The organism is Hymenobacter sp. HD11105, assembly GCF_054051685.1.
In genome coordinates this window covers 515037-528954 of the sequence record NZ_JBSWBR010000002.1, presented here as the reverse complement: position 1 = coordinate 528954, position 13918 = coordinate 515037, and the positions used below count along the sequence as shown (strand labels likewise).

The following is a 13918-nucleotide window of genomic DNA, read 5'->3' as shown; positions in this document are numbered from 1 at the left end:
TTGAGTTAAGTAGTCAGCAGTAAAAAAGCCTCTCCGAGCGTGGGCTTAGAAAGGCTTATTCTTGAAAAACAGAAGTAGCTCCTTCAGCCCAGCGGCAGCTGAATAATGACCAGAATGACGACTAGGACAGTAAAAAGCATGGCGGCTGGAGCGGTGTTGCTGTTGATGCGTGCAGGAGAGTATAGCCCAACTATGCACGTAGATACATTTGAGTTTTCGGTCAGGATGAACAGCTAGCGGGCAATAAGCAGGTGCTGCTTTCTGTTTAGCTTGCGTCATTACGCTGAGCTGTGGCTGAGAGCAGGCTCATTGTTGCCAGAAGCTGCACGCAAGTAGCACTGCTAGTTTAGCGGGCTAAAAACTAAATTCACTTTATTCACTATTTCCAAATGCAGCCTTTTTGGCTGTAATGCGCTATTATATAAGCATTTACCAAACACCGAAATACAATGCCTAACGAAAGCCTTGATCCGGTTTTTCAGTTAATTAAGTCCTTAACTCGCTCTGAAAAGCGACACTTTCGGCTATTTACCAACCGGCAAGGCTCCAATGAGGGCTTAAAATTTCTACAGCTTTTCGACGCGCTGGATGAGCAGAATCGCTACGACGAGGAACGGGTGCTTGCAGAAGTGCCGGCCATTAAAAAGGTGCAGCTGGCCAATCTGAAAGCCAACTTGTACAAGCAAATGCTGGCCAGCCTGCGCCTTTACCACTCAGGCCAAAACCTGGATATTCAGCTGCGCGAACAGCTCGATTATGCTCGCGTGCTATACAACCGGGGCCTATACCAGCAGAGCTTAAAGATGTTGGAGAAGGTGAAAGTAGGCGCTCACCAGGCCGAAATGTCCCACATCGCTTTGCTGGCCCTTGATTTTGAGAAACTAATTGAGGCGCAATACATTACCCGCAGCTTGCGGGGCAAGGCGGAGAGTTTGTCGGCGGAGGTGCTCGACACGGTGGCCCACTTAACTCAGGAGCATGAGCTATCCAATCTGGCGCTGCGGATGTATGGGCTTTACATCAAAATCGGGCACTCCCGAAACCAGCAGGATTACGAAAGCATCAGCAAGTTTTTCCGCGCTGCCACAGCGAAAGTTGACCTTACGAATGCCGGTTTTTTCGAGAAGCTTTATTACTACCAGGCGCAGGTGTGGTACCACACGATCACGCAGGATTTTCGGGCTTGTTATCGCTATGCACAAAAGTGGGTCGATCTGTTTTTCCACTATCCTGCCATGCAAGAGCAGCAAGCCATGCTCTACCTCAAAGGCCTGCACAATCTACTAATCTCCCTGTTTAACCTACAGTACTACAGCAAGTTCAGTAAAGTCTTGAAGATATTGGAAGCGTTTGCCGCCAACCCGGAGCGGCGCACGAGTCCCAACACCGACATGCTGATTTTTTTGTACAACTATACTAATCAAATCAATGCCTACTTCATGCGGGGGCGCTTTACAGAAGGCCTCGGCATTATTCCAGAGTTGCTCGACAACCTAACCCGCTTTTATCACCAGCTAGACCCGCACCGCCGTATGGTGTTTTACTATAAAATTGCCAGCCTGTATTTTGGAAGTGGCGACTACGGTAAAGCCATTACCTATCTCGAAAAAGTCATTCAGCAAAAGGACGTTAGCCTGCGCGAGGATATTCAATGCTTCGCCCGCATCCTGAACCTTATTGCACACTATGAGGCCGGCCGCGATGAGGTGCTCGAATACCAGATCAAATCGGTGTACCGCTTTCTGGGCAAGATGGATGAGCAGCAGCAAATGCAGGTTGCCATATTCCAGTTTCTACGAGGGTTAGGCGACATCGCCCCGACTCAATTAAAGGATTCTTTTTTCCAACTCAAGGACCAGCTTATCCGCATTGCCGCGAATCCGTTTGAGCGCCGCCCTTTCCTCTACCTCGACATTATTTCCTGGTTGGAAAGCAAGATTGAGAATGTGCCCGTGCAGGAGATTATTCAGCGAAAGTTTCTACGGTTGAAATAAGCTAGCTCTAAACCAAGCGCTACCGCGTACCCTTGCCACAGACTACAACACTTATGCTAAAAAGCCCCCCAGAGTAGTTCTGGGGGGCTTTTTTATATTTTAAATCAGCTATTTCGCTTAATCGCTCTCTCGCACCTTATGTTACAGTGATCAAAGCCTAAACAACGAAGAAATAACTCACATCTAATATAGTACTTTATCTAATCGCGTTAGTCAACTATTAGCTTCTGCTTTTTGAATGTTTTATCATTTTTTACAGTAACCACGTACATCCCTTTTTTCATACCATGCAGTGGTAATTTATTTACTTTTCCTGATAAAAAATATTTGGTTACCACCTTACCATTTATATCCTGAATAATTAAGTCGTAGGCTCCAGAATCAAAAGTTACAGTAAAATAGTCTTTCGCAGGATTGGGGTAAAGTTGCAATGACACTTCGTTTTGAGCGTCTTGGGTACTTAAGACCACGTCTGAAGGAAGTAATTCTTTACCAAAAGCAACGTCCAAAAATTCTAGACGGTACTTAAGCCATATTCCAATATACGTAAGTTGAGATTCTTCGTGCGTGTATGCACTCCAAGCAGCATGCTCTCGCTCATAAACATTGTTATTTAAGAGAAGCTCATGGTTGCTATTGAATTTCGATAAAATAAAATCTTCAGTTATAACCGTAGCTCGCAGCTCAGCCCAGCGCTTATTTAATGCAGCTCGAAAGCCTGTAGGCGAACGATCCTGCATCATGCGTGCATAAAATCCATTCGTTAGGATACCATCTGTGGCATTTACATTCTGCCCCGACCAATCAGTGCCGAATACGCCATCTAAATCCCAAGGCACATAGAAGTAAGGGTCATCCGTTTTGTACTTAGCGATATATAAGTTTTTCCCATAATTATCACCAGCTCTTAATAAATTAAGGAAAATATAGTAGTCAACAGCATTATCAAGTCTGAACCATTTTTTATAATCACGATTAAACTCTTGGTCAGTGCTTTTCGTGACAAAGTTTACGAAGCTGTATAAGTTAGACCAGTTAATTTCTTCCTCGGGGTGCTTATATTCAAAGCCACTCCAAGTTTCACTTGCGTTATTGAATGGTGGCGCACTATTGAATATTACCGCATCGTCCCAATAGGAGCCTTTATACAATTCACCTTTTATGCCACTGCTATATTTTTTTAATTTCAACTGCTTGCGGTCAACTCGCTCACTAAGCGCGTATAGTCCTTTATAATGATTATTTATAAAAACCTCTACATACGCCATATCAATTCCATTTTTAGCGTCGGGCTCTTTATCCTTATAATATATTTGGTGAATATCCTGCCATAGTTCATTAGAGACTTTACTTCTTAAGCGTAAAGGCTCGTTATACATCGCCTGTAGATTCCATTTATTATCAGTGCGCATTTGCAGAAATCGCACGTCGCGGCTTTCTTTTCCAGTTTTATCACTCCAAAAGCTTAGTTCGTAAGACTTTTTAGGAAATGATTGTGAAAAAGAACCGCGAACTTCTACGCCCACTGCCGACTCCGTAATAACCCCATTCGACTCAGACATCGAAAACTCAGCATAAACGCTGGGGCTATCTACTATTTCATTTTCAGACCCAATATGGATGACCGGAAGCTGTGTAAAGTATAGCGTATATAGTACGTCTTCGTAAGTAATTTGATAAGAGGATGCTGTATTAAAAGAAGTGACTGGCCCTACAAAATCATACTGCTTGTCGAGTAGAAGTGTAGTAACCCCAGTAGCATCTAAAGAAATTTGGCTTATATTTCTATTAATTATTATTAAATGGTTTTTATGATCTATATGGTAAAACTTTGCTGGAATTGTAACGATATCACCAGCAACTGATTTCGCTGTTATAACGAGTAAGGCAATTAGAAAGCTTGTTATTTTTATAGCAGTAAGACTTTTTCGCATATGGCTTGGTCAAGTAGAGAAAGTATAGCGTGAATAATGGGTTTTATGAATATGCTCATTTACTAAAAATCATGCCACACCTATATATTATATAACTAAACAAAGAAAATAGATTTTACTATACTAATGCCCTGAAAGTTAGGCGAATACCAAAAAAGCCCACCGTCTCTTACTATTGCTGAGACGGGCTCGCGCAAGAGATGATGAGCTTTATAAGCTGCTTTTTGAAGGAAAGAGAAGTAATGCCCCCTCTTACGGGTAGACAATTGGCGCAAGGCGCAGGCGCGAAGGGGCGCTGCTCGCTAGCATGGCAAAAGCAACAACACGCAATGTGGAAATGCTAATGCCGCTCGTACGAGTGACTTACAGAGCGGAGGACCTAATACGCTACAGCGCGGGTTACTAGCGATAAGTCGCTGCCAACTAATTGTACATAATAAATGCCCGCGGGTAACGCATTGCGTTGCCATTCAAGACGATGGCGGCCAGCCTTTACCAAGCCTTGATGAAGAGTAGTTACTTCCTTACCTAATGTATTTAGAATCCTCACTTGCACTACTGCATCTGTAGGCAAGGAGAACTCAACCCGCGTTACGTCCTGAAAAGGATTAGGCGTAACTGGGTACAGCATAGGCGTCGTACTTAAAGCTTGGTGGATGGTATACGTATCAATCAGCTGTCGTTTGCGAGTATAAAACTGCATAACCAAGCTATCGGGTGAAGCATTGAGCAGCATGGCCCCGAAGTCGTCGCCATATAGGGCCTGGCTTTGGGGCAAGGGTGCCTTTTGGACCTTTTTAACGCTATGACCCCCTAAGCCATTAACAAAATATGGCAAGCCATCAACTAGAAGTCGCTCGTAGTGGTGGTCGTGGCCGGCTAATACGACGGATGCGCCCCACTCGCGGAAAGGCCACTGTACTACTTTAATACTACCATGATGCCCCGATGAGGAATATGGCGCGTGGTGCAAATACACAACCTTCCAGCGCGCCGTAGAAGCTGACATTTTCTTCTTAAGCCATTGAGCCTGGATGGAATTGGCATCTATGCCATCGGGCTCGGCGGGGTCACTGTCGAGGGCAAAAAAGTGAACGTCGCCACGCACAAAATCGTAATAGCGGCCATTGCCAGGCAGGGTAAAATAGTCTTTGTACGGCTCACCATTTCTGGTGTAATAATCATGGTTGCCGAGGGCGGGAAAAAAGCGGTTGGTGGATGCGCTGGGCCCGTAGCGACCTTTGTAATTGTAAATGTAGGCGTGATAATACTGCCCTATATTTTGGTCGATGGTGGCGGAGTCGCCCAGCTCGTAGTTGTTGTCGCCGAGGGTGATAATAAAGTTTGGATCCCAGCTCTTGACTAGGTTCGCAACATCTTGCTCAGCACGGCCCGCGTGCCCGTAGTCGCCTATGGCTGCAAAGCGCTGCCCGTGACTGAAATGAGCTACTGCCCACAGACCAATAATAAGAAAGAAGCGGCGGAAAGCGAAAGGGAAACAGAGTAACATCAGATCGGCAGTACAAAACAAAACACTGTAATTAAAGCCAATATGAATCAATTCATACTTCCCTTGGCCACCTTCCCCCTGCTGCTGCCCCAAATGAATTCAATTTTCTTGCCACTGTCACCTCACAAAAAAGGCTGAACAGTAAGCAGGCTGCCGCCTGTTCACTTTACAAGCGCAACCCGACTATGCAGCCGTAGAGGACCCAGTGCCGTTATCAAGTCAGGTAAGTCGTAGTAATGCAGCACTTTGGGCAGCACCAACGAATACCAATCTTTGGTGGTTGGGTGGGTCAGAATATCTATGAAAGTGCTAGGCAAATTACTCACCTCAACCCGGCTAATCTGCGGGGTTAGTACGGCCGCGTGCAGAGCAACCGGCGCCGCTCGACCAGTTGCGTGTACATCAATGGGCAAAGCCCTGAACCGGTTATCATGACTAATAAAGCTCAGTACCGTAAATACATCCTCCACGCGCTGCCCCAGCAGGGGCCGCCCCAGATGCAGGGCCAGTAGCGCCGGCCGGTATTCTTGGTTGTAGTACTTAGGGTCGTTGAAGGCGGGTGGATCGGTGGTTTCGCCCAAACCTCGCAGATCTACGAGCAGTACGGCTGCTCGCTCCCGCAAGTAGCTCGCAAGTAGCGTGGCGCTATCTAGGAGAGCAGCTTTGCCTTGGTCGGACAGCCAGACAACAACCTTGCTGGGGGGCAAATTATTGGGCGGCAAAGCCAGCAGCGCTGGTAAAGGTGGCTGGCCGGCGCGGCGCAGCAACAGCTTGCGCAACGTGAGGCCCCGAGCTTGCACGTTGCCCTGATCGGCGGCAGTTGTGGGGGGCACTACGGCTGTGGTAGCAGGCAACGCTAGTACTTTCCGCACTGCGGCGGCCAGATCCAGCTGCGTAAGGGTTGGGCGCTGACGAGCCAGCTCCTGAGCCTGCACTAGGTACTCCTCGGGCAGGGTGCTTTCGTTGGCGAAGGCCGTAGTCACCTGGCCCGTTGAGGTGCAGCGCAGCTTCTCGGCTGGTAAAGTAGCTACGTTGGCTTCCTGCACGGGTCGAGTATCTTCGTACAGCCAGCGCCGAAACCAGGCGACGGCCACCTCACGCTTGGGCTGGGAGATGCCGTGCCCATCGTCATAGGTAAAGTGACTGATCTGCAAAGGCTTCTCCAGCACCGTATAGCTGTGCTTCAACTCAGCGTACGTGGCCATTAGGCTGGTATAATCCACAAAATCGTAGCGGCCAGCCAGGAGCAGCAGAGGTTTGGGCGCAAACATGAGGGGCCAGTCACCCAGGTCGAGGCCAGCAGGGCCGGAGCCGGGCAATTGCACGCAGCCGTCGGCAGGACCGCTAAGCTCTAGGTTTCGCTCGCTAATAACCACGTAGCTGCATAAGGCGGCCACTTTCACCCGTTCATCAAAACCCATAAAATAGGCCGCTTGAGTGGCCCCCCCGGAGTTGCCGAGACAGCCGATGCGGTCAGGATCTACCTCGGAGCGGGTGAGGAGGTAGTCGAGGCCACGCACGTTGTCCCAGAGTTGGGCGGCGGGCACACTAGTACCCAGCAGGGTAGCGCCGGCATTGAGCAGGGTGTGCTCGGTGGTGCCTCCGCGGGTAAGCGGCTGGCCGCTGGCGTCGGTCAGCTGGTACCGTTCGCCCTGCGAGATCGGGTCGATGACCAGCACCACAAAGCCATTTTGGGCAAATAGAATAGCAGTCTTTTGGTATGATTCGGTGGCTTTGGCAGTAGCCTCATGCCCACAAAAAAGCAGCACGCCCGGCTTGCGGCCCCGTCGGTTCGACACGTACAGGTTAGCCGTTACGTGGTGGCGCGGCGTGCTTTCGTAGATTATCTTTTCGATGCGGTAGCCGTCGCGCGCGATTTTGCCCCCCACGCGCGCCTTCAGCGGCGTGCGCGTCGGCAAAGGCCCTATCAGGCTGCGGTAGCGCGCCCGAATGCTATCCTGATACACCTGCATCGCCAGGCCTGCGTGCGTGGCCCGTGCCATGGCCGCGCGCCGCCGGTCGTACTGCTGGTGCACCTGCTGGAGCAGATAGGTATTGAGCGTGGTGGGCGCCTTCCAGTCAATAACCGCATAGGGCGTCGTCTGGGCGTGGGTGTAGCCAGCGAGCAATAATCCGAGCAGTAGGGTAATCAGCAGACCTCTCACGGCGCGTAGCGGATTAACTCCATTGAGTATTCTTAAAGCTACCAAAAACCCTCATTAATCACTGAAAAAAGCCCCCCAGACTTCGATATTAGAAGCATTTTTATTGCTTCTGTTACCATACATAAAGCGCTGTACTGTAGATTGTCGCCTAGTGTTAAGCGGCTTTAGCGTGGCCTCGGGCAGGCGGCTGGTCGTTGGTCATTATCTCTTGGTCATCTTATGTCCCAGCGTGCCCTCTTCTTCCCTTCTGCTTATAGGAATCTGATATCCGATGAAAAAATGGACAGTGCACCTTCTAGCATTGCTGACTTTACTTCTAAGCCAACCGGCGAGGGCACAGGAAAGTAAGCCGGCACCTTTGCAATTAGCTGCTTCGCACAGCTCAGCGGTTTTTCCGTTGGTGCACCAGCGCACAGCGGCCCCGATCTACCTAGATGCAAAGGATGCGGAAGTGGTGCGCGTAGCGGCCGAAGCCCTAGCTCACGACATCAACAGTATAACCGGCACGACGTCCGCGTTGCACACCGAACCTAGGCCGCTAGCACCCTATTCTGTGCTAATCGGCACCTTGGGCCAGTCTGCCCTGATTGATAAGCTGGCGGCGGCGGGAGCGGCAAATCTAAAGCAGCTTCAAGGGCAGCACGAAACGTTTAGTATCGGCGTGGTAGACCAACCGTTTGGGAGGGCGGGAAAGGCGCTAGTAGTAGCGGGCAGCGACCGGCGGGGCACGGCCTTCGGAGTATTCGAGTTGTCGCGTCGCCTGGGCGTGTCGCCCTGGTACTGGTGGGCCGATGTGACACCTCAGCATCAGGATAATCTGTACCTCACGGCCGGCGTATACCACAGCCCCGCGCCTACAGTGAAGTATCGTGGCATCTTTCTGAATGACGAAGATTGGGGCTTACAACCCTGGGCGGCGCTGAACTTGGATAAGGATATTAAGGACATTGGTCCGAACACCTACGCGCGCCTTTTTGAGTTGCTATTGCGCCTGAAAGCCAACCTGATTTGGCCGGCTATGCACCCGAGCACCAAAGCGTTTTTTCACTATCCCGGCAACGCGCAAATGGCCGAGCGCTACGCTATTCTAGTGGGCACTTCCCATGCCGAGCCCATGCTGCGCAACAACGTAGATGAGTGGCACGAAAAAACGATGGGGCCGTTCGACTATTTTCGTAATAAACCCGCCGTGTACCGCTACTGGGAGCAGCGAGCCAAGCAAGCGGGCTCGTTGGAGGCCATCTATTCGCTGGGTATGCGCGGCGTGCACGATAGCGGTATGGAAGGCGCCAAAACGCCTCAGCAAGCCGCCCATATGCTGCAAAACGTGCTGGCCGACCAGCGCGAAATCCTGCGCCGCCACGTGGCTCCAGACGTGACCCGCATCCCGCAGATATTCACGGCCTATAAGGAAGTCCTGGACGTATACGACGCCGGCCTAAAACTTCCTGATGACGTGACGCTGGTGTGGCCCGATGATAACTACGGTTATATCAGCCGCCTGAGTAACCCGGAAGAGCAAACCCGTGAGGGCGGCTCAGGAGTGTATTATCACGCTTCTTACTGGGGCCGGCCGCACGATTACCTCTGGCTAAGTTCCACCCACCCGGCCCTCATTCGGGAGGAAATGATGAAATCCCACGCGCTAAAATCCAATCGGCTTTGGGTGCTGAACGTGGGCGACCTTAAGCCGCTGGAATACAACACGCAACTGTTCCTGGATATGGCCTATGACGCCCGGCCATTTGCGCAGAGCACTTATGGGCCAGCGCACTTACAACAGTGGTTGCAGGAGGCGTTTGGAGAAAAACACGCCGAGGCATTGCGCGACATCTTGTGGGAATACTACGACCTGGCCTTCGAGCGCCGCCCGGAGTTCATGGGCTGGAGCCAAACTGAGCCCACCACGCCGACCCAACGTACGCAGTATAACCACTTCTACTACGGCGACGAAGCCCAACGCCGCCTCGACCGCTACCAAGCCTTAGTGCAGCAAGTCCAGCAGCTGCGCTCCCAAATCGCGCCGGCCCGCGCCGATGCGTTTTACGAACTGGTCTATTATCCCGTCGTGGGTGCGGCGCTGATGAATCAGAAGTTTCTGTATCAGGACAAAAGCTACCTGTACGCGAAGCAAAACCGCGCCAGCGCCGCGGATTATGCTTTGTGGGCCCAACAGGCCTACGCCAGTATTGAGCAAGAAACGGAGTATTATAACAACCAGCTGGCGGGGGGCAAATGGCGCGGCATGATGTCGATGAAGCCCCGCGACCTGCCCGTGTACCAAGCGCCAACTGCTCCTCCCCTCACCCTTGATACCACCCAGATTTGGGGCATCGCGCCCGAAGGATTTGCCCCCCACGACTCAATTCAAGCCGTCACGCCCGCATCTTCCCTGAGGCTGCCCACTTTTTATCCCTGGGGTCAACAGTCATATTTTATTGATGTATTCCTAAGCCGTCGCCAAGCCGTTACTTGGAAAGTGAAGTCCTCAGCTAAATGGTTGGGGCTTTCCGCGAAAAAAGGCAGTCTGACTTCAGTCATCGGCCAAAAACAGCAGCGCCTGCAGGTTTCTGTCGACTGGAGCAAAGTACCCAAGCGTGGCGAGTCTACTGGCTTCCTGACGTTTACTGGCGCTGGCAAAACCTTCCGTGTGGCTGTGCGAGCCGCGGCGGCTGAAGCTAAACTAGCGGCTGATTACAAAGGCTTTATCGAAAGTAATGGGTACGTTTCTTTGGCGGCTGCTCATTACAGCCGAAAAGTCGATAAGGCCGCGAGCCACTGGGCCGTAGTGGAGGGACTTGGCCACACGGGCCAATCCGTACAAGCTCAACCTTTGCTGGCCACCCCGCCCGTAGATACCGTCAACCTACGGGTGCTGGCGCCGGCCGTGGAGTACGACTTTTACACCTTCACGCAAGCGGCGCCCGTCGTTACCGTCTCTTCGCTGCCCACCCACCCTACCACCCGCTCAAGCAGCATGCGCTACGGCGTAGCCCTGGATAATGGGCCTGTACGCGTAGTTGATTTTAAAACGGTAGGTCGCTCGGAAGAGTGGAAGGTGAATGTGCTACGCAACAGCGCCCAGAGGCAAATTAAAGGGCAACAACTCAGCCCAGGGCGGCACACGCTCACGCTTTACCTGATCGACCCGGGCGTCGTGCTCGACCGTATTGCCATCGACTTAGGCGGCTTGCAGCCAGCGTACGGCACCATTCCCGAAACGCGCTTGTCGGGTTCTATCTTACCTATCAACGGTGGAGAAAAAGACGGCCACAATCCACTGAAAAAGTCACTGCAGTAGCCTGTTGAGCTTCATCCTGCGTACACTGACGCAGTCATTTTGCCCCCCATAGTTGCTGCCGTGTCTGATTCTGCCCTTCATCCTCATGCCCATCTGTTCCAGGTTCGCCATCCGGAGTGGGCAGCCCAGGCTACTATTTACGAGGTGAACCTGCGTAATTATACGCCAGAAGGTACTTTCCGTGCATTCGAAAGTCATCTACCCCGCTTGGCCGCTATGGGCATAAGCATTGTGTGGCTGATGCCTATTCATCCCATTGGCGAGGTGGAACGCAAAGGCAGCCTAGGCAGCCAATATGCCGTGCGCGACTATTTTGGTGTCAATCCCGAGTTCGGTACCCTCGACGACTTGCGCAATCTTGTAAGCAAAGCCCACGGCTTAGGTCTGCGTGTATTGCTCGATTGGGTAGCCAACCACACGAGTTGGGACAATGCACTCGTAACCGAACACCCTGACTGGTACCAGCACGACGCCCAGGGCAACCTGGTGCCGCCCGTAGCCGATTGGACCGATGTAGTAGCCTTCGACTACACCCACCCAGAGTTGCGCCGCTACATGACGGATACTCTGCTCTACTGGGTGCGCGTGACCGACATCGACGGTTACCGTTGCGACGTGGCCGGCCTCGTGCCCACCGATTTCTGGAACGATGCCCGTGTGGAGCTGGACGCGGTGAAGCCCTTATTTATGCTGGCCGAATGGGACGAATTATATCCATCTGGGGGGCTTTCTTGGGAGGAATTCAACGGCGATACCAAGCTGCTAGAAAAGGCCTTCAACATGAGTTTTGGCTTGCGTCTGCACTACCTGCTCGACCACATTGCGGAAGGCAAGCAGCCACTCCAAGCCATTGATGACTACCTGGCCGCTGAGCGAGCCAAATATCCGCCTTCGGTCTATCTGATGCATTTTACCAGCAACCACGATGTGAACAGTTGGGACGGCACCGAGTATGAGCGTCTGGGACCGATGGCGCTGCCCTTCGCCGTGCTCACGGTGCTATTACCTGGCATGCCATTGCTCTATACTGGTCAGGAAGCGGCCCTGAACCGGCGCCTGGCCTTCTTCAATAAGGACACGATTGATTGGCAAGATTTTCCGCTGCAGGATTTCTACACTCGCCTATTGCAACTCAAGCGTCGGCACCCGGCCCTGCGCAACGGCGACACCGCCAGTCACTTCGAGCGTCTACCCGGTCCCGCCGGCCTTTATGGTTTCTGGCGCCACAAGGAAGGTAACGCCGTGCTCTGCGTTATCAACGGCGCGGCCACTTCACAGACGCTGCCATTACCTGGTGAAGTTGCAGGTACTTGGACCGACATCTTCAATGACACTACACTCACCCTATCGTCGGGCGAAGAATTGCTAGTACCAGCCCACGGCTGGCGGGTATTGGAGAAAGCGTAAAACTCGAGTAGCGTTATAGCTGGCGGCCCGGACCATACAAAATTTGCCCCCCACGGGCTCCGGTATGGCGGCCATCGCGCAGGGTGATGCGGCCATTTACCAGCACATACTGCATGCCCACAGAGTATTGATGAGGCTTCTCGAAGGTCGAGCGGTCAGCTACAGTAGTTGGATCGAAAACGACAATATCAGCGACGAAACCAGGGCGCAGCAAGCCTCTATCCGCGAAGCCGAAGGTTTGGGCGGGCAGGCTGGTCATGCGGCGGATGGCTTCCTCCAGAGTCAGCACGTGCTTTTCGCGCACGTAGTGACCCAGTACACGGGCATTGGAGCCGTAGCCGCGCGGATGCGGTACGCCCTCCTGCCACACCCGAATGCTGGCATCCGATGCCACCATATTCTGCGGGTAACGCATGATGTTTTGCACATCTGTTTCACTCATACCGTGGAACACCATGCCCGCATCGTGCTGTAGCACCAGATCGAGCACAGTGGCGGCTTCGGCGCGGGCGTTGTGACGACGGCCCCGACGACGGTTTATTTCCTCAATGCTACGGCCTTGATAGCTAGTATCGGGCGGAAAGCTGGCCACCACGGCGTAGCTGAAGTGCTTGAGCTTACGACGGCGCAGGCGCTCTACCATGCTAGCCACTACCGCCTTACGAACGGCAGGGCGCGCCAAGCGAGCCTGCAGGGAGTCGCGGCCATCGGCCTGCACATCCTCAGGAATCAGAGTACTGAGTGAAGTAGAGCTAGCCGTGTAGGGGTATTGGTCGATGGTGACTTCCTGACCCGCCCGACGGGCTTCCTCAATAAGATTGAGCATGTTGGCAGTTCGGCCCCAGTTCTGCTGTCCGCCCAGCTTGAGGTGAGAAATCTGGACCGGTAGCCCGGCTTCGCGGCCAATGCGCAGCGCCTCCTGAATGGAGAAGGTAACACTGTCGCTTTCATTACGCATATGAGTGGCGTAGAGGCCGTGGTGCCGGCCCGCTACTCGCGCCAGGCGCACCAGCTCAGTGGTCTGCGCATAGGTGCCCGGAATATAGATTAGCCCCGACGATAACCCCACGGCGCCGGCCCGCATAGCGCTATCCACCAGTCCTTCCATGCGCAGCAACTCGGCTTCCGTGGGCGTGCGCTTTGCCCGGCCCAACACGGCCTTGCGCACGGTGCCATGACCTATCAGCGAAGCTACATTCACCGACAATCGGGCACTATCCAGCACGTGAAAATAGCCCCCCAGTGCCAGTCGCGAGGAGCCGCAGTTGCCCGTCACCACGGTTGTCACACCGTCGTAGATAAAGTTATCGGCGGTGGGTTGGCGCAGCTCGTCGTCTTCGATGTGGGTGTGCACGTCGATGAAGCCGGGCGCTACGGCCAGCCCTTTCACGTCCAGCACGGTGTCGGCGGGGTAACTGGCGGCCAGCCAGCCCACGGCCACAATACGCCCCGCTCGGATGGCCACGTCGCCCAGGGTCCAGGTATTGCCGGTGCCATCGTAGATCCGACCATTACGGATTAGAACGTCAGCCTTCTGGGTTTGAGCCGAGGCGATTTGGGCGAAAAGCAACAGAAAGAGCAGGTAGCAGCGCATAGCTGCTAAGGTA

General features: G+C 52.8%; 7 protein-coding genes. 3 read left to right on the top strand and 4 right to left on the bottom strand.

What is annotated here, in order from left to right; all coding sequences use genetic code 11:
- Nucleotides 1-449: 449 nt before the first annotated feature.
- Nucleotides 450-1994, top strand: coding sequence for a hypothetical protein (locus tag ACW9KT_RS08520; protein ID WP_457079313.1), 1545 nt, complete (start codon nt 450-452; stop codon nt 1992-1994).
- Between the two features lie 209 nt (nt 1995-2203).
- Here the strand turns inward: ACW9KT_RS08520 and ACW9KT_RS08515 are convergent, their stop codons facing one another.
- The 3 genes from ACW9KT_RS08515 to ACW9KT_RS08505 form a co-directional block, all read right to left on the bottom strand.
- The gene (locus ACW9KT_RS08515) at nt 2204-3928 is read right to left on the bottom strand and encodes a CotH kinase family protein (protein ID WP_457079311.1); all 1725 of its coding nucleotides are present in this window, start codon (nt 3926-3928) and stop codon (nt 2204-2206) included.
- Nucleotides 3929-4307: 379 nt separating this feature from the next.
- Nucleotides 4308-5438 carry a metallophosphoesterase gene (locus tag ACW9KT_RS08510; RefSeq protein WP_457079309.1) on the bottom strand — a complete coding sequence of 377 codons (1131 nt, stop codon included), beginning with the start codon at nt 5436-5438 and terminating at the stop codon, nt 4308-4310.
- Between the two features lie 161 nt (nt 5439-5599).
- Nucleotides 5600-7603 carry an alpha/beta hydrolase family protein gene (locus ACW9KT_RS08505; protein WP_457079307.1) on the bottom strand — a complete coding sequence of 668 codons (2004 nt, stop codon included), beginning with the start codon at nt 7601-7603 and terminating at the stop codon, nt 5600-5602.
- Nucleotides 7604-7961: 358 nt separating this feature from the next.
- On the opposite strand from ACW9KT_RS08505, the gene ACW9KT_RS08500 reads away from it, so the two are divergent.
- Entirely contained in the window at nt 7962-10904 is a 2943-nt protein-coding gene (locus tag ACW9KT_RS08500) for a glycosyl hydrolase 115 family protein (RefSeq protein WP_457079305.1), read from the top strand.
- A 60-nt stretch (nt 10905-10964) separates the two neighbouring features.
- On the top strand, nt 10965-12311 hold the full coding sequence (locus ACW9KT_RS08495) for an alpha-amylase family glycosyl hydrolase (protein WP_457079303.1): 1347 nt from the start codon (nt 10965-10967) through the stop codon (nt 12309-12311).
- 13 nt (nt 12312-12324) lie between these two features.
- Here the strand turns inward: ACW9KT_RS08495 and ACW9KT_RS08490 are convergent, their stop codons facing one another.
- Complete coding sequence (locus ACW9KT_RS08490; protein WP_457079301.1) at nt 12325-13905, bottom strand: N-acyl-D-amino-acid deacylase family protein; 1581 nt, start codon at nt 13903-13905, stop codon at nt 12325-12327.
- Nucleotides 13906-13918 lie beyond the last annotated feature (13 nt).